Here is a 15,491-nt window from a genome sequence, read left to right as displayed (position 1 = left end):
ACGCATGCATCTCGGCTGCATCCAAATTGAGCCGTTCGCCGATGCGATGCGTTTTCTGGGATGCAGACCGCTCACATCAAGGGAGACCCCCATGGCCTTTACGCTTCCCGACCTTCCCTATTCCAAGGACGCCCTCGCTCCGCATATCTCGGCGCAGACCCTCGAGTTTCACCACGGCAAGCACCACAAGACCTATGTGGACAAGGCCAACGCGGCCCTGGACGGCTCCGACTATGACGGCTCGGACCTGGACGCCACGGTCAAGAAGTCGTGGGACGCCAAGGACATGGGCATGTTCAACAACGCCGCCCAGATCTGGAACCACACCTTCTACTGGAACTCCATGAGCCCCAAGGGCGGCGGCGCGCCCACCGGCGAGATCGCCGATGCGATCACCAAATCCTTCGGCTCGTTTGAAAAGTTCGCTGAAGAGTTCAAGAACGCCGGCGCGACGCAGTTCGGGTCCGGCTGGGCGTGGCTGGTGAAAAACGGCGACACCCTGGAAGTGCGCAAGACCCTGAACGCGGAAACCCCGCTGACGGAGTCCGGCGTCACCCCGCTCATCACCATGGATGTCTGGGAGCACGCCTACTATCTGGATTATCAGAATCGCCGGCCCGACTATATGGGCGCCTTCCTGGGCAATCTGATCAACTGGGACTTCGCCAACGCCAATCTGCGCGCTTAAACGCAGGCTGAAGAACCGGAACGAACAAGGCCGCGGGGCGCAACACCCCGCGGCCTTTTTTTTCGTTGTGTCCTCAATCGCTAGTAAGGCCGAGCGCAATTCACCGCCCGGGTGTGGCCCTGGAAGCCTTCCGTCCCGGCGCCGCATCGTCGATACTGAGATACGCGATTTCGATTTCCGGGGATTCTCACGATGGATTTTTCACCCGCCTTGCGCCGCCGTCTTGCGCTCCTGCTCGCCGTAGCGAGCGCCGCCGTGCTCGCCGCATGTGAACCGCCCACCCCGGACACGCCAGACGCCCCGCCGCCGGTCAGCACTGAAGTCACAGAGGCCGCCCCGGCCGCACCTCAGATCGCCGGCTTCACCCGCTCCGGGCTGGACGCCCTGGACGAGCGCCTGCAGGCGCTGGTGGATGCGGGTGACCGCTCCGGCGTCGTGGCGGTGCTCGCCCGCGGCGGAGAGGTGCGCCACGTGGCGGAGGCCGGCTACGCCGATATCGCGGCGCAAACGCCCATGACCGCCGACACGCTTGTGCGCATCGCCTCCATGAGCAAGCCGGTGACGGCCGTCGCGGCGATGATGCTGATTGAGGAGGGTGTGCTCAGCCTCGACACTCCGGTGAGCGACTACATTCCCGCGTTCGCCACTGCGCGCGTGGCGACCTCCACTTCGGTGGACGACGCTTACGAGATCCCAACCGAGCCGCTGGAGCGAGCCATCACGGTCGAGCACCTTCTGACCCACACCTCGGGGATTGGCTATATCTTTGATTATCAGACCAATCTGGGCGCCCTTTATATCGGCAACGACATCTATGCCGGCGGCGGCGAAACCTTCGCCGAGCGCATGGAGACGCTGGCCGGGATGCCGCTGTATTTCCAGCCGGGCGAGCGCTGGTTCTATTCCTACGCCAGCGACGTGCTGGGCTTCATCGTGGCCGAAGCCGCCGGTGAGAACCTTGAAGCCTTCATGCAGGCGCGCATCTTCAGCCCGCTGGGGATGGACGACACCACCTTCTTCCCCGACGAGGGCCAGCAGGCCAACGTCGCCACGCTCTACACCCATGACGATGTTGGCGATCTCACGGCGGTCTCGAGCGCGGAGGATCTCACCCGCGCCGCGCCGTTCGAGGCGGGCGGCGCGGGCCTGTTCTCGACGGCGAATGACTATCTGCGCTTTGCTCAGATGCTGGCCAATGGTGGCGAGCTGGATGGCACGCGGATCCTCTCAGCTGAAAGTGTCGCTGCCATGACCGCGCCCCATGTGCAGGCTGATCGCGCGCCGCAGGGCATGAGCGATATGGATATGGGATACGGCTATGGCGTCGGGGTCACCTATGAAGGCCCTGGCGCGCACCCGCACCGGCGCGTGGGCGATTTCGGCTGGGCGGGGTATTTCGACACCGAGTTCGTCGTCAGCCCCGCCACCGGCATGGTCGCGGTGATCCTGGCCCAGGAACAACCCGGCGCCACCACTGCCGAAACCACCGGCGCGCGCGCCATATTCGACGAACTCGCCTACGGCGCCCTGCCGCGGGAGAGCTAGTCTTCGCCCGCGTCCAGGTCCTCGCCGTCCAGAAAATCCACATGGAACTGGGCGGCTTCATCCTCGGAGAAGAGATCCTCGTCCGGCACGCCGAGACTAAGGCCGGGGCTCGGCACGGCGAAGTCGGGCGGCAGGCGGTTGGAGAGAAGGCCGGCCGCCTTCAAATCCGACACGCCGGGCAGGTCTGAAATGCTGGGCAGGCCGAAATAATCCAGGAAGGCGTCGGTGGCGCCGTAGGTCACCGGCCGGCCCGGCGTGCGCCGGCGTCCGCGCAGGCGGATCCATTTCATCTCAAGAAGCTGATCCAGCGTGCCTTTGGACACGGCCACGCCGCGGATCTCCTCGATCTCGGCGCGGGTGACCGGCTGGTGGTAGGCGATGATGGCCAGCGTCTCCAACGCGGCTTGAGAGAGCTTTCTGGGCTCCTCGCGCTCTTCGCGAAGCAGGAAGGCGAGATCCGGCGCGGTCTGGAAGCGCCAGCGTCCGCCCACCTCGGCCAGGTTCACGCCCGCGCCCTGATACTTGGCCTGCAGGGCGTTCAGCACAGCGCGCACATCGGCGTCGTCGGGCAGGCGCGCGCGCAGGGTTTCGATGTCCAGCGGCTCGGTCGCCGCAAACAAGAGCGCCTCGGTCATGCGCAAAAGCTCGGCGTCATTGTCCACGGCCAGACGCACGCCCGGCGGGCCGGAATCGCCCCTGGTCCGGTCGCCGGCTTCGCTCTGAAGCGCCTTGATCGCTTCGGCGATCGGATCGCGATCATCATCGCTCATTTCGCGCGCTCCCCTTTGTCGACGCCGCGCATCCAGATCGGCGCATAGACCGCTTCCTGGCGCAGCTCGGCGTCGCCGTCCTTGGTGATCTCCAGCGCCGCCAGCAGCGAGCTGGCCATGACGCTGTCCCGCCCCGGCGCATCCAGGCCCAGCTCGTCCTCATCAGGCAGGAGCGTGTCCAGCCTGTCCCAGCCGGTGAGGCGCCTGGTGATGCCGGTGAGGCGCTTTCTCGCCTGCTCCAGCGAATATACGCGCGGCACGGTGGGTTGATAATTGCGCAGGGCCTCGCGCTCGCGGCGCACGGCGTAGGCTTTGAGCAGATCGTAGAGCTCGGCCTCATAAGCCGGCGTCTTTACGCTGCGCACGCCTTCCGGCATGCCGCGTGCGAACACATCGCGGCCCAGCACGGACCGGGCGTAGAGCGCCTTGCCGGCTGCGCGCATCGCGTCCAGACGGCGTAGGCGGAAGGCCAGCGCGGCGGCCATGATCTCAGGCTCGGGCTCGTCATCGTCGGGCCGGGGTTTGGGAAGCAAGAGCCGGGATTTCAGGTAGGCGAGCCAGGCCGCCATCACCAGATACTCCGCCGCCAGATCGAGGCGTTTCTTTCGCGCCTGCTCGACAAAGACAAGATACTGGTCGGCCAGCTCCAGCATGGAGATATGGGCCAGATCCACCTTGTTCTTGCGCGCCAGCGCCAGCAGGAGGTGGAGCGGACCCTCCCATCCGCCGATGTCGAGGATCAGCGTCTCGCCCTCGGCGGCGCCGTCCGCCGCCTCGAACGGATCTTCTTCGAACCCGTCGAAAAGATCGCTCATCTAGAGCTCCAGACCGGCCTCGTTGAACAGGGCGGAGAGGCGGGCGCACCCCGCATCGAAATCAAGATCCTGCGGAGCCTGGCGCAGCGCCAACGCCGCCTCGGCGCGCTCAAGGGCGCGCCCGTCAAGACGCGGCGCCGCGTGGGCGATCTCGACCATTTCGGCGCGCTCGCCATTGCAGTGCATCAACAGATCACAGCCGGCGGAGAGCGCCCGTTCAGCGCGCTGCTGGAACGATCCCGACAGCGCCTTCATGGACAGATCATCGGTCATGAGAAGACCTTCAAATCCCATATGCCCGCGAATGATCCGGCCTATCACCTCTGACGACAGGGTCGCCGGGTCGTCGCGGTCAAGGGCCGAGTAGACCACATGGGCGGTCATCGCCATGGACGCGTCCGCCAGCGCCCTGAACGGCGCAAAATCAGTCTGCGCCAGCGTGTCTTCGTCGGCGTCCACCACCGGCAGCTCCAGATGGCTGTCGGCGCCGGCGCGTCCGTGGCCGGGCACATGCTTGATGACGCCGAGCACGCCCTGATCCAGCAGCCCCTCCAGCGCCGCGCGGCCCATGGCGGCGACTGGGTCGACCTTGGTGTGCAGCGCACGATCGCCGATGACGTCGTGGGCGCCGGGGACCGGCAGATCCAGGCACGGCGCGAAATCCACGTCCACGCCCGACGCAATCAGCTCGGCGCCCAGCAGGCGATGGTTCAGACGCACCGCCTCCAGCGCCAGATCCGGCTCGCGGTCCCAAAGTTCGCCAAAGCGAGCCGCCGCCGGAGCGGCGCGCCAGGCGGGAGGCCGGAAGCGCTGCACGCGTCCGCCTTCCTGATCGATGAAGACCGGGACATTGCGGCCCATGAGATCGCGCAGGCTCTCGGTGAGCCGCAGCACCTGGCCCGGCCGGTCCACATTGCGGGCGAACAGGATGAAACCCCACGGATCGGCGTCGCGGAAGAACGCCTTTTCGTCGCTCGTCAGGCGCTCGCCTTCAAAGCCGTAGAGCGCCGCGCTCGCCATCAGCGGCGCGCCACCATGCAGGCCTGACCGCGCGCCTGCAGGGTCTGGCAATACGCGTTGGCCGCATCACGCGTCGCGAAGCCGTTGACGCGAAGGCGGTAATAGATGCCGCGCTCACCCAGATCGGCGCGCTGAATGTCTGCGTTCCGGCCACTGGCGAGGTCGGGAAAGCTGCGCGCGAAACGGCGCCAGTCGGACTGGGCGTCCTCTTCAGAACGAAACGCCGCGATCTGCGCCAGATAGGGCTGGGCGGCGCCGGGCTGAGGCTCGGCGGGAGCCGGTCGGGGCGTAGCGGCAGGCGCAGCCTCGGCGCGCGCTTCACTCTGCGCCCGCTCGCGTTCGGCGATGACATCCTCGATCGACGGATCTCGCGCCGGCTGGCTGGAGTTCGGCGCGGGTTCAGGAGCAGGCTCGGGCGCTTGCTCTGACCGCCCGGACGGAGCGGGCTCGGCGCCGCCCTCTTCGCTCGGATCGCCATCGGCATCACCCGTCATTTCGTCGGCGTCCGCGGTCTCGATACGCGCTTCAGGCAGGCTCACCGGCTCTTCGCTCACCGCGCGGGGCGCAGCGGCTTCGCCGCCATCGGCGCTGCGCTCTCCTGAACGCAGGCCATGGACGCCAAGATCGGGTTCGTCGGTTTCATCCCCTTGCGGCGCCACACGATAAGGCTCGGCGTCGGCGGTGATCACCGGGCTGTCGCTGCGCTCGCGCACGCCCAGCTGGAAAGTGTTGTAGACCACGGCCACAAAGAGCGCGAACACCACCGCCGCGGCGGCGAGAAACAGCCAGCCGCGCCGATCCTGCTCGGCGTCGCGCGCGTCGAAGGTCTCGTAATCGTCAGGCGGCGGGGCGTAAGCCCCCAGGCGGCGGTCGTCGTCGCTCATGGCTCACTCGAGAAATGCGGTCAGCCGATTCGGCCAAACTTGTACGCTGTCACCATAGCAAGCCCCGGGCGCGAACGCCTCCCCGGTCGGCAGGCTCTTTCCACAGGCTTTTGACTAGACCGCGATAAGCGCCGCACACACGCGCCTTGCCTCGCCGGCGAGCAGGTTATAGGTGCGGCACGCCGTGGCGGTGTCGAGCACCTCAAGCCCCACGCCGGCCTCGCGAAACGCCTTGCGCACTTCGGCGGGCGGATGCTTCAGGGCGCCGCCGACGCCCAGCACCACCATGTCCGGCTTGTCGGCGCGGTTGAGAAAAACCGCAAAGTCACCCGGCGTCAGCGCGGCCGGATCGGCGGCCCAGGGCCGCGCGGCGCCGTCGACGATCAGCTGTGAGCCGTCCTTGCGGGCGCCGGCGATGCGAAACCCGCCCTCGCCGAACGCATCAATCGGCGGCACGGCGTAGGACGGGGTCTCTCTACGGCGCATTATCGACCAGGGCGCCTTCGCCCTCTTCACCGCTCTCGCGGCGCACACCGGTGAGGGTGAGCAGAGGCGCGGCGACAAAGATCGACGAATAGGTGCCGATCGCCACGCCCCAGATCAGCGCCAGCGCAAAGCCCTGCAGCGCCGGGCCGCCGATAAAGGCCATGGCGACGATGGCGACCAGCGTCGTGCCCGAGGTCAGGATGGTGCGCGACAGCGTCTTGTTGATCGCCATGTTCAGGACTTCGGCGGTGGGTTTGGTCTTGTACTTTCTGAACTTCTCGCGGATGCGGTCATAGACCACCACGGTGTCGTTCATGGAATAGCCCACGATGGTCAGGATCGCCGCGATGGTGGAGAGATTGAACTCCAGCTGGGTGATCGCGAAAAATCCGATTGTGGCCACCACGTCGTGGGCCAGCGCCAGGACGGCGCCCACCGAGTACTGCCACTCGAACCGGAACCAGATATAGACCAGCATCAGGAGCAGCGCGATAAGCACGGCCATGGTGCCGGCCACGACCAGCTCGCCGGAAACCTGGGGTCCGACAACTTCGACGCGGCGATAATCGATGTCGGAGAACGCACTGTTCAGAGACGCCTGGATCGCCTCGCGGGTGACCTGCTGGGCGGCTTCATCATCCTCCACCCCGTCACGTATCCGCTGATCGGGAAGCGTCAGACCAAGTTCCCGGGCGCGCTGGAACACGGCTTCGCCGCCAGCCTGATCCAGGGTTTCCACCCGGATAAGCACCGCGTCGTCCGAGCCGAATTCCTGCACCTGGACGTCGCCGATCTGGAGAGAGTCCAGCTCGGTGCGGATGGCGGAGAGGTCGGCGGGGCCGTCGGTGCCGATCTCGATCAGCGTTCCGCCGCGAAAGTCGATGCCGAAATTCAGGCCCATCCCCAAAAACGCACCGGCGCTGGCCAGCATCAGCAGAAGCGACAGGACGAACGCGGCCACACGCCCCTTGATGAAGGGAAAGTCGGTGTCGACCGGAAGAAAGCGCACAAGGGCGAGTTTCATGGCGTCTAGGTCCCCTTACATGGCCAGCGTTTTGGGCCGGCTCACGCGCAGCCAGATGGCGATCAGCAGGCGTGAGAAGACGAAGGCGGTGAACACCGAGGTGAGGATGCCGATGCCCAGCGTCACGGCGAAGCCGCGCACCGGTCCGGCGCCGATCATGTAAAGCACCGCGGCGGCGATGAAGGTGGTTATGTTGGCGTCAAGGATCGCCGAGAGCGCCCGGCTATAGCCGGTCTCCAGCGCGTTTGTGACCGTTCGCCCGAGCCGGTATTCCTCCCGGACCCGTTCAAAGATCAGCACGTTGGCGTCCACCGCCATGCCGATGGTGAGGATGATGCCCGCGATGCCCGGCAGGGTCAGCGTCGCCTGCAGGCCCGACAGCGCGCCAAGCAGCAAAGCCACGTTCACCACCAGCGCCGCCGTCGAGACGATCCCGAAGAAGCCATAGGCAAGAAGCATGAACACGATCACCAGCGAGAAGCCGATGAGTATCGCGGTCTGACCACGATCGATGGAGTCCTGCCCAAGCCCCGGACCCACCGTGCGCTGTTCGATGGGCGAAAGCTCGGCCGGCAGAGCGCCGGCGTTCAGCATGTTGGCGAGATCACTTGCCGACTGAACGGTGAAGCCGCCCTCGATAATGCCCGACCCGCCCAGAATGGGAGAGCGGATATTGGGCGCGGAGATGATTGAATCGTCCAGCACAATGGCGAAGCGCCTGCCCACATTCCGGGCGGTGGCCTCGCCGAAGGCGAGCGAGCCGGACTGGTTGAAGCGGAAGCTCACCGCAGGCTGGCCGCTCTGGTCAAAGCTCTGGCTTGCGCTCACCAGCTGCTCGCCGGTGATCAGCGGGCGGGTCTGAACCGCCAGATAGGGCTCGCCCGGACGCTCGGTGGACAGGATCGTCACGCCCGGCGGGGTACGCGCCTGTCCGTCAGGGCCAGGGTCGACATTGGCTTCCACCATGTGGAAGGTCATACGCGCCGTGGTGCCCACCAACTCGATAATGCGCTGTGGATCGCTTTCTCCGGGCACCTGGACCAGCACGCGATCCTCGCCCTGGCGGGCGATGGTGGGCTCGGTGGTGCCGGTGGAGTCGATTCGCCGGCGGATCACCTCGATGGACTGGGTCACCGTACGCTGGCGAATGCTTTCAAACGCCGCCTCGGTGATGGACAGACGCAAAGTGCGCCCGTCTTCTCCGCGCTCGATATTCAGCGTGTCCTGCAGGGTCTGCTGGCCAGCGGCGTTGGTCACCGGCTCGTTGATATCCTCAAGACGCTCCAGGGCGCGCTCCAGGTCCTCGGGGCGCGACAGGCGCGCCACGACCTGGCCGCTCACCACAGCAGGCGGCGCCGAGAGGATGGGCGGATCCTGTCGGAACGTGGCGCGCACGTCCTCGGCCAGATTGCTCAGTCTTTCCTCGCGCACGCCCTCCATGTCCACTTCGAACACCAGATGCGAGCCACCGCGGAGATCCAGGCCGAGATTGATCGAGTTGTGGGGCAGCACCCGCCAGATCCCCACCGGCTCGCCCGCCGCGTCAAGACGCTCGGACGCCGGCACGAAATTCGGCAATATGAACAGGAAGCCGATCAGGCAAACGGCGGCGATAAGCCCCGTCTTCCAGGTGGAGAAGTAAAGCATTGAGCGGTCCGCCCGTATTCAAAAACGGCGCGGCGCCGGGGACCCCGGCGCCGCTGAAAGGCTTACTGGCCGTCTTAGTCAGACTTGGCCGATGCGGAGTCGTTCGCCGGTTCGGTGCGATTGCGCACCTCGGTGATGGTGGGCTTGAGCACTTTCACGCGAACGCCCTCGGCGATCTCCACCATGGCGTCGGTGTCGGTGATCTTGGTGATCTTGCCCACGATTCCGCCCTGGGTGAGGACTTCGTCGCCCCGGCGCAGGCTGTTGATCATCTCGGTGTGCTTTTTCACGCGCTGCTGTTGCGGACGGATCAGCAGGAAGTAGAACACCACGAAGATGAGCAGGAAGGGCGCAAGCTGCAACAGCATGGCGCTCATGCCCCCTCCGGCGGCGGCGGCGATGGTCGCGGTTTCGATCCCAGAAAGCATGATGACTCCGTCTGTCCCGGTCGGTTCAAGGTGCGCGACTATATCGGGGCGAAAGCGCGTTGCAACAAGAGGCGCCGGTCAGGAATCCGCCCCGGAGCGGGCGGGGAGCACAGTTTCGGGATCTATCGGGCTGACCCCGCGGCGCACCTCGAAGTGCAGGAGCGGCTGTGTGACCGGCCCCGACTGCCCGGCGTCGGCGATGTGATCGCCTGCCCGCACACGCTGCCCCACCTGGACCTGCAGCCGCGAATTCATGGCGTAGGCGGTTGTGATGTCGCCACCATGGCGCACAAGGACGAGCTGGCCGTAATTGGGAATTTCGTCAGAGGCGTAGATCACCTCCCCGTCGGCGGCGGCGAAAACCGGCTCGCCGAACTGCGCACCGATGCGCAGCCCGTCCAGCTTGTCAGGTCCGGACCTGGAGAACCGCGCAAGCACGGGGCCGTTGAGCGGCCAGATGAATTCACCTGGCGCACCGAGCTGCACCTGCGCCGCAGGCGGAACCGAGGGCTGGGTGCGGTCCACCCCGTCGCGGCTGGTCGGCGGCGGATCAAGGGTCGGCCCGGACGAGGGTCCGGGCGTGCCCGGCCGGGTGCGGGATCCGCCCGACGGCGCCTCGGCCACAAGGCGCGGCCTGCCGGTAACGCGCAGCTCCTGACCGGGATGAATCGTATAGGGGGGGCGCAGATTGTTGAGCGCGGCGAGCGCCTGCGTATCCATGCCGTGGGCCAGCGCGATGCGGTACAGATTATCGCCGCGCCGCACCGTGTAGGTGGGGGGGCGTGGCATGGAGAGGCGCTGGCCGGGATTGATGGCGCTGGGCGAGCGAAGACCGTTGGCGTCCGCCAGGGCGTTCACATCCACCTCGCAGCGGCGTGCGATGGCGTACAGAGTATCGCCGCGGCGGACCGTCACTCCGCCCGCGCAGTCAGGACTGGAGGCATAGCCGCGTTGAATCGGCGCAGTCTCGCGTCCGCCCCCGGCGCACGCCGAGACGGCCAGAGCAGACAAACAGACAAGACTGGCGAACCGGCGGCGCATCGCAGCGTGACCTTGACCATGGGACGCGAAAGGAGCCCCAGTATCACGCGGCGAGCGTTAACCGGACGTTGACTTTACGCGGCTCACTCGATCGCTGTGAGTCGCTCATAGTCGCCCAGCCCGCACGCGCCCTGACTCATGTTCGAGCCATTGTCGATCACGCGGATGATTTCACCGCGGCACAGCTGTCCTGTGGGGATCTCGTATTGAAGATAGGTGAAGGAGCGATCGGCGCCGTTACAGCCTCGGCTCACGCGGTTGAGATACATGTCGCCATTGACCGTCTCCACCAGCCAGTGGCGCTCGTCCAGCGGCTTGATTTGATCAATTCGGTTTGTGGAGAGGCAAGATTGGGTCTCGCCGGTGAAGTTGTACCGCGCCAGCGTTTCGGCGGCCTCCGCCGACATGTCCGGCTCCATCATTTCACCAGGCGCGCAGGCCTGAAGCGTAAGCGCGGCGAGGCCGGCGCCCGCGGCGGGAAGTAGAAAGCGAAGCATCACAGGCTCCTTTAGAATTGTGGTGTCAGACCGGTACGGTCGACCGCCCCCACCTTAACACGCTCGCGCACCATCTGGTTCGATGAAGCGAGGGAAATAAGGCAAAACCTTGGCGAGGCGAGGCCCGGCGCTCTACAAAGTTCGCGCCGCGCCGGGCACCAACGGAACAAAGCGCACGTCGAACAGGGCGGTTTCCTCAAGAGCGCCATTCTCATCGCGGGTATACCGCATCAGGGTCTGCACTGCGCCGTTTTGCACGGGTGAGACTGCGATTCCGCCCGCTTTGAGCTGCTCAAGCAGCCCGTCGGGGCGTTCAGCAGCGGCGGCGGTGACGATTATGCGGTCAAACGGCGCCTGCTCGGGCCAGCCCTTGGAGCCGTCGCCGACCCTCGTAACGATATTGCTCAGGCGCAGCTGGGCGAAGCGCGCCTCCGCCTCGCGCGCCAGGGTGCGGTATCGCTCCACGGTGTAGACCCTGCGCGACAGGCGGCTGAGAACGGCGGCCTGATACCCAGACCCGGTCCCGACCTCCAGCACCTTGCAGCGATCATCCACTTTCAGCGCCTCGGTCATAGCCGCGACGACGAAGGGCTGGGAAATGGTCTGACCGCAATCAATGGGCAGCGGGCGGTTCTGGAAGGCCTGGTCCTGAAAGCCTTCAGGCACGAACAGATTTCGCGGCGTTCGCTCGATGGCGCCGAGTACGCGCTTGTCGGAGATTCCGGCGTTGCGCAGCGCCATCAGGAGCTGAATGACGCGGGTATCGGGCCCCTGGCTCATGGCTTGAAGTCTTGGAAAGCGCCGGCGAGGCGCTCGCGCGCCTCAAAATGAGTCAGATCAAGATGCAGCGGCGTGATCGAGATGCGCCCCTCATAGACGGCGCGAAGATCGGTGCCCACGGCCGGATCGGATTTCTTGCCGCTGAAGCCCAGCCAGTAATAGTCCCGGCCGCGAAGATCGGTCCGCTTGTCCGCATAAAGCACCGTCTGATCGCGTACACCCTGCACCGTGGCCTCAAGCCCCGCGACATTGTCCGGCGCGCGGTCGGGGAAGTTCACGTTCATCAAAACGTTCTCGCTCCAGGGATGCTGCAGCAGGCGTTTGAGCACGGCCGGGCCGTGATGGCGCGCGGTCTCCCAGCGGATCGTGCTGCGCCCCTCAAAGCCATAGGCCTGCGACCAGGCGATGGAGGGAATGCCCAGCTGGGTGCCTTGCATGGCGCCGGCCACGGTTCCCGAAAACGTTACGTCCTCGGCGATGTTCTGACCTGAATTGACACCCGAGAGCAGTAAGTCCGGCGCCTTGCCGTCGATGAGACCATGAACGGCCATATGCACGCAGTCGGTGGGCGTTCCCGTGACCGAAAACCGCCTGTCGCCCAGCCGCTGCACCCGCAGCGGCGCATTCAGGGTGAGCGCCCGGCCCATCCCCGACTGCTCTTCGGCGGGCGCCACCACCCAAACATCATCGCTCACTGAAGCGGCGATATGCTCCAGCACCTCAAGACCCGGCGCATGGATCCCGTCGTCATTGGTGATGAGAATGCGGGGGTTGGTGTCGAGCATCATGTATCGCCTTCAAAAGAGCATGGGGCACGGTCGTGCGTCCTTCGAGGCTTTTCGCTGAAGCGAAAAGACTCCTCAGGATGAGGAGGACAAAGACTTAAACTCACCCTCATCCTGAGGAGCGAGCCCGCCAGGGCGAGCCTCGAAGGACGCGCAGAATAAATCTCACCCGATCTTTTCAAGTCCGCCCATGTAGGAGCGCAGCGCATGCGGGATCGTCACCGAACCGTCTTCGTTCTGGTGGTTTTCTAAGATCGCCACCAGGGCGCGCCCCACCGCCAGGCCAGAGCCGTTAAGGGTGTGGAGGTATTCAGGCTTCTTCTCGCCTTCGCGGCGATAGCGCGCATTCATACGCCGGGCCTGGAAATCGCCGCACAGCGAGCACGAGCTGATCTCGCGATAGGTCTCCTGGCTGGGCATCCAGACTTCCAGGTCATAGGTCTTGCGCGCCGCGAACCCCATATCGCCGGTGCACAGCAACATCACCCGGTAGGGCAGCTCCAGCCGGCGTAGGATCTCTTCTGCGCACCCGGTCATGCGCTCCAGCTCCTCGCCTGACTGCTCCGGCGTGGTGATGGAGACCAGCTCCACCTTGTGAAACTGGTGCATGCGAATGAGCCCGCGCGTATCCCGCCCGGCCGAACCGGCTTCGGACCGGAAGCACGGGGTCAGCGCGGTGAGCCGCAGGGGAAAATCGGCTTCGGCGTGGATCGCATCGCGCACCAGATTGGTGAGGGGGACTTCGGCGGTCGGGATGAGCCAGAAACCGTCTGTGGTGCGGAACTGATCCTCGGCGAACTTCGGAAGCTGACCGGTGCCAAACAGCGCGGTGTCGCGCACTAGATACGGCACGGCAGTTTCGCGGTATCCGTGCTCCTCGGTCTGAACGTCCAGCATGAACTGGCCGAGCGCGCGCTCCAGCTTCGCCAGCGGGCCCTGCAGCACCGCAAAGCGGGCGCCGGACATGGCGGCGGCGCGTTCAAAATCGAGGCCCATACGCTCGCCCACGGCCACATGGTCTTTCGGTGTGAACGTGAAATCCCGCGCCTCACCCCAGACACGCACTTCTTTGTTCTCGCTCTCGTCGGCGCCCTCGGGCACGTCGGGGAGCGGGCGGTTGGGCAGCGCCGCCAGGTGCTGATTGAGCACCTCCTCGGCGGTGCGCGCCTCCTCGGTAAGGCGCTCCATCTCGGCCTTGAGGTTCTCCACCGTGCTGCGCAGCTCGGTGAAGCGCGCCTCGTCGCCCTGGGCTTTCGCCTTGCCGATCTCCTTGGACTTGGCGTTACGCTCGGTCTCCAGCTCCTGCAGGCGCGCCGTGGCGGCGCGGCGGCGCGCGTCGAGATCGATCAGGCGCTCGGCCTGGGGCTCCAGGCCGCGCTGCTTCATGGCCGCGTCAAATGCGGCCGGCTCGTCGCGGATCAGTCGAATATCGTGCATGGGGCGCGGCTCAAATCAGGGGGACGGGACACGCGCCGGTGATACGCGCGGCGGAGCGTTGCGGCAACCGGGGGAGTGAGGGGTGGCCGTCTTTGTCCCTCCCCCTTGATGGGGAGGGTGGGCCGAGGCGAAGCCTCGGGTCGGGTGGGGTGGCAAGCGCCAGCTTTGAACGCTTTGTGCGGCCACCCCCTCCGTCCCGAAGCGGAGCTCCGGGACACCTCCCCCATCAAGGGGGAGGACAGCTACGTCCTTACACCTCGGCCTCCACCTTCGGCTCCACCAGCTTCACCGCGAGGATGGACAGGCCGTAGAGCCCGAACATGGCGGCGCCGAGGAAGATCTGGCTGATGGGATCCGGCGGGGTGACGAAGGCCGCGAAGGCGGCGATTCCCACAAGCGCAAACTTCCAGGAGCGTACAAGATCGCCGCTGGTCAAAAGCCCCGCCTTGCCCAGCAAAGACAGCATCACGGGAAGCTGAAAGCTCACCCCGAAGGCCAATGCCAGCGTGGTGACGAGGTTGAGATACTCGCTGACGCGCGTGAGCAGCTGGATCTGCGCGCGCCCTTCGGCGCCCATCTGCTCCTGGCCCAGAGCAAAGCTCATCACAAACGGCAGGATCAGGTAATAGACGAACGCCATCCCGGCCGCGAACAGGGCCGGCGACGCCACCAGAAACGGCGCGAACGCAAGCCGCTCATTCTTGTAAAGCCCTGGCCGCACGAACGCCCAGACCTGATAGGCGATGACGGGAAAGGCCAGCGCGATCGCGCCGAACAAAGCAAGCTTCAGCTTGACGAAGAAAAACTCCAGCGGCGCCGTGAAGATGAGCTGAAGCTCCAGCTCGTCGCCCCGCACCTGCCGGGCCGCGTCTTCAAACGGCACCAGAAGCACGTTGTAGATCCACTCGGCGTAGACAAAGCAGACGGCGAAGCCCACAGCCACGGCGCCCAGCACCCAGATCAGCCGGTCGCGCAGCTCTTCAAGATGCGCCATCAGGGGCGCGCGCGAGGCTTCCACCTCGTCTTCATCTTGCGGTCCCGCAGCCATGCTCAGCCGGTCTTCTTTTTCGGTTCGGAGGGCTCAGGGCGAGGATCCTCCAGTGAGCCGGACAACCCGCCCAGATCCGGCGCAAAGGCCGTGTCGCCGGAGGCGGCGGCATTGGCGCCGGGTTCACTACCGGACACCGCCTTCGCCCTCGGCTCGATGTCCGCGCGCGGACCGGTCATTTCCGCCTCATGCTGGCCGCTATCTGGCTTGCCAGCGTCCTGCTCGCCCGCTTCTGCGGCCGGACCGAATTTCAACGGCTCGCCCTTGAGCGGCTTGTCCTTAGCGGAGCGGGGATGGGGCTTGTCCTCGGCGCCGGCGCGGATGGCGTCGGCCTCGGCGTCCTTGAACTCGCGCTGGATCTCGGAGAGCGGGTTCGCCTTCTTCAAGGCCTCCACTTCCTTTTTCAGCTCGGCGAGTTCGGCTTCGCGGCCCAGCTCGTCAAAACTATTTTGAAACTCGCGCGCCAGACCGCGCATCTTGCCCACAAAGCGGCCAAGACGGCGCACCATCAGCGGCAGGTCCTTGGGACCCACCACGACCAGCGCGATAATCGCGATGACCAGAAGTTCCGGAGCGCCGATGCCCGGGTTCATCAC

17 protein-coding genes are annotated in these 15,491 nt (G+C 65.7%); 2 read left to right on the top strand and 15 right to left on the bottom strand.

What is annotated here, in order from left to right:
* Nucleotides 1-91 precede the first annotated feature (91 nt).
* Together ACWCOP_RS05570 and ACWCOP_RS05565 are read left to right on the top strand one after the other, a co-directional pair.
* Nucleotides 92-688 (top strand): superoxide dismutase, encoded by a 597-nt coding sequence (locus ACWCOP_RS05570; protein WP_478250233.1) that lies wholly within the window; start codon nt 92-94, stop codon nt 686-688.
* Nucleotides 689-880: 192 nt separating this feature from the next.
* Nucleotides 881-2,233 (top strand): serine hydrolase domain-containing protein, encoded by a 1,353-nt coding sequence (locus ACWCOP_RS05565; RefSeq protein WP_478250232.1) that lies wholly within the window; start codon nt 881-883, stop codon nt 2,231-2,233.
* Here the strand turns inward: ACWCOP_RS05565 and scpB are convergent.
* From scpB to tatB, 15 genes are all read right to left on the bottom strand, one after another.
* Nucleotides 2,230-3,003 (bottom strand): SMC-Scp complex subunit ScpB, encoded by a 774-nt coding sequence (gene scpB, locus ACWCOP_RS05560; RefSeq protein ID WP_478250231.1) that lies wholly within the window; start codon nt 3,001-3,003, stop codon nt 2,230-2,232. The genes ACWCOP_RS05565 and scpB overlap by 4 nt on opposite strands.
* Nucleotides 3,000-3,818, bottom strand: a complete 819-nt coding sequence (locus ACWCOP_RS05555; RefSeq protein ID WP_478250230.1) for a segregation and condensation protein A — start codon at nt 3,816-3,818, stop codon at nt 3,000-3,002. The genes scpB and ACWCOP_RS05555 overlap by 4 nt, the downstream gene beginning before the upstream one ends.
* Complete coding sequence (gene nagZ, locus ACWCOP_RS05550; protein ID WP_478250229.1) at nt 3,819-4,838, bottom strand: beta-N-acetylhexosaminidase; 1,020 nt, start codon at nt 4,836-4,838, stop codon at nt 3,819-3,821.
* Nucleotides 4,838-5,722, bottom strand: coding sequence for an SPOR domain-containing protein (locus ACWCOP_RS05545; protein WP_478250228.1), 885 nt, complete (start codon nt 5,720-5,722; stop codon nt 4,838-4,840). The genes nagZ and ACWCOP_RS05545 overlap by 1 nt, the downstream gene beginning before the upstream one ends.
* 114 nt (nt 5,723-5,836) lie before the next feature.
* Nucleotides 5,837-6,208, bottom strand: coding sequence for an Mth938-like domain-containing protein (locus tag ACWCOP_RS05540; protein WP_478250227.1), 372 nt, complete (start codon nt 6,206-6,208; stop codon nt 5,837-5,839).
* Complete coding sequence (gene secF / locus ACWCOP_RS05535) at nt 6,198-7,232, bottom strand: protein translocase subunit SecF (protein WP_478250226.1); 1,035 nt, start codon at nt 7,230-7,232, stop codon at nt 6,198-6,200. Before secF ends, ACWCOP_RS05540 begins: the two co-directional genes overlap by 11 nt.
* Nucleotides 7,233-7,247: 15 nt before the next feature.
* A complete protein-coding gene (gene secD, locus ACWCOP_RS05530) occupies nt 7,248-8,879 on the bottom strand; it encodes a protein translocase subunit SecD (protein WP_478250225.1) in 1,632 nt (543 codons plus the stop codon).
* A 74-nt stretch (nt 8,880-8,953) separates the two neighbouring features.
* Nucleotides 8,954-9,307: a preprotein translocase subunit YajC gene (gene yajC, locus ACWCOP_RS05525; RefSeq protein WP_478250224.1), complete on the bottom strand. Its 354-nt coding sequence runs from the start codon at nt 9,305-9,307 to the stop codon at nt 8,954-8,956.
* 78 nt (nt 9,308-9,385) lie between these two features.
* Nucleotides 9,386-10,222 (bottom strand): LysM peptidoglycan-binding domain-containing protein, encoded by an 837-nt coding sequence (locus ACWCOP_RS05520; RefSeq protein WP_478250223.1) that lies wholly within the window; start codon nt 10,220-10,222, stop codon nt 9,386-9,388.
* 209 nt (nt 10,223-10,431) lie between these two features.
* Nucleotides 10,432-10,845: a hypothetical protein gene (locus tag ACWCOP_RS05515; RefSeq protein ID WP_478250222.1), complete on the bottom strand. Its 414-nt coding sequence runs from the start codon at nt 10,843-10,845 to the stop codon at nt 10,432-10,434.
* Nucleotides 10,846-10,977: 132 nt separating this feature from the next.
* Nucleotides 10,978-11,625 carry a protein-L-isoaspartate(D-aspartate) O-methyltransferase gene (locus tag ACWCOP_RS05510; protein WP_478250221.1) on the bottom strand — a complete coding sequence of 216 codons (648 nt, stop codon included), beginning with the start codon at nt 11,623-11,625 and terminating at the stop codon, nt 10,978-10,980.
* Nucleotides 11,622-12,410, bottom strand: coding sequence for a 5'/3'-nucleotidase SurE (gene surE, locus ACWCOP_RS05505; RefSeq protein ID WP_478250655.1), 789 nt, complete (start codon nt 12,408-12,410; stop codon nt 11,622-11,624). Before surE ends, ACWCOP_RS05510 begins: the two co-directional genes overlap by 4 nt.
* A gap of 165 nt (nt 12,411-12,575) precedes the next feature.
* Nucleotides 12,576-13,847 (bottom strand): serine--tRNA ligase, encoded by a 1,272-nt coding sequence (gene serS / locus ACWCOP_RS05500; protein WP_478250220.1) that lies wholly within the window; start codon nt 13,845-13,847, stop codon nt 12,576-12,578.
* A gap of 250 nt (nt 13,848-14,097) precedes the next feature.
* Nucleotides 14,098-14,895 carry a twin-arginine translocase subunit TatC gene (gene tatC, locus ACWCOP_RS05495; RefSeq protein ID WP_478250219.1) on the bottom strand — a complete coding sequence of 266 codons (798 nt, stop codon included), beginning with the start codon at nt 14,893-14,895 and terminating at the stop codon, nt 14,098-14,100.
* A gap of 2 nt (nt 14,896-14,897) precedes the next feature.
* Nucleotides 14,898-15,488 carry a Sec-independent protein translocase protein TatB gene (tatB, locus tag ACWCOP_RS05490; protein ID WP_478250218.1) on the bottom strand — a complete coding sequence of 197 codons (591 nt, stop codon included), beginning with the start codon at nt 15,486-15,488 and terminating at the stop codon, nt 14,898-14,900.
* Nucleotides 15,489-15,491: the final 3 nt, after the last annotated feature.

The sequence above is a fragment of the Apolloniradiicaulis salifontis genome (genome assembly GCF_053756655.1).
Note: the sequence above shows the minus strand (reverse complement) of the source record. Positions and strands in the feature narration are given on the sequence as shown.

What these genes read in the sequence shown, in the direction of transcription:
- ACWCOP_RS05570 (WP_478250233.1), top strand. Translation starts at nt 92, where the DNA reads ATGGCCTTTACGCTTCCCGACCTTCCCTATTCCAAGGACGCCCTCGCT.
- ACWCOP_RS05565 (WP_478250232.1), top strand. Translation starts at nt 881, where the DNA reads ATGGATTTTTCACCCGCCTTGCGCCGCCGTCTTGCGCTCCTGCTCGCC.
- scpB (WP_478250231.1), bottom strand. Translation starts at nt 3,003, where the DNA reads ATGAGCGATGATGATCGCGATCCGATCGCCGAAGCGATCAAGGCGCTT.
- ACWCOP_RS05555 (WP_478250230.1), bottom strand. Translation starts at nt 3,818, where the DNA reads ATGAGCGATCTTTTCGACGGGTTCGAAGAAGATCCGTTCGAGGCGGCG.
- nagZ (WP_478250229.1), bottom strand. Translation starts at nt 4,838, where the DNA reads ATGGCGAGCGCGGCGCTCTACGGCTTTGAAGGCGAGCGCCTGACGAGC.
- ACWCOP_RS05545 (WP_478250228.1), bottom strand. Translation starts at nt 5,722, where the DNA reads ATGAGCGACGACGACCGCCGCCTGGGGGCTTACGCCCCGCCGCCTGAC.
- ACWCOP_RS05540 (WP_478250227.1), bottom strand. Translation starts at nt 6,208, where the DNA reads ATGCGCCGTAGAGAGACCCCGTCCTACGCCGTGCCGCCGATTGATGCG.
- secF (WP_478250226.1), bottom strand. Translation starts at nt 7,232, where the DNA reads ATGAAACTCGCCCTTGTGCGCTTTCTTCCGGTCGACACCGACTTTCCC.
- secD (WP_478250225.1), bottom strand. Translation starts at nt 8,879, where the DNA reads ATGCTTTACTTCTCCACCTGGAAGACGGGGCTTATCGCCGCCGTTTGC.
- yajC (WP_478250224.1), bottom strand. Translation starts at nt 9,307, where the DNA reads ATGCTTTCTGGGATCGAAACCGCGACCATCGCCGCCGCCGCCGGAGGG.
- ACWCOP_RS05515 (WP_478250222.1), bottom strand. Translation starts at nt 10,845, where the DNA reads ATGCTTCGCTTTCTACTTCCCGCCGCGGGCGCCGGCCTCGCCGCGCTT.
- ACWCOP_RS05510 (WP_478250221.1), bottom strand. Translation starts at nt 11,625, where the DNA reads ATGAGCCAGGGGCCCGATACCCGCGTCATTCAGCTCCTGATGGCGCTG.
- surE (WP_478250655.1), bottom strand. Translation starts at nt 12,410, where the DNA reads ATGCTCGACACCAACCCCCGCATTCTCATCACCAATGACGACGGGATC.
- serS (WP_478250220.1), bottom strand. Translation starts at nt 13,847, where the DNA reads ATGCACGATATTCGACTGATCCGCGACGAGCCGGCCGCATTTGACGCG.
- tatC (WP_478250219.1), bottom strand. Translation starts at nt 14,895, where the DNA reads ATGGCTGCGGGACCGCAAGATGAAGACGAGGTGGAAGCCTCGCGCGCG.
- tatB (WP_478250218.1), bottom strand. Translation starts at nt 15,488, where the DNA reads ATGAACCCGGGCATCGGCGCTCCGGAACTTCTGGTCATCGCGATTATC.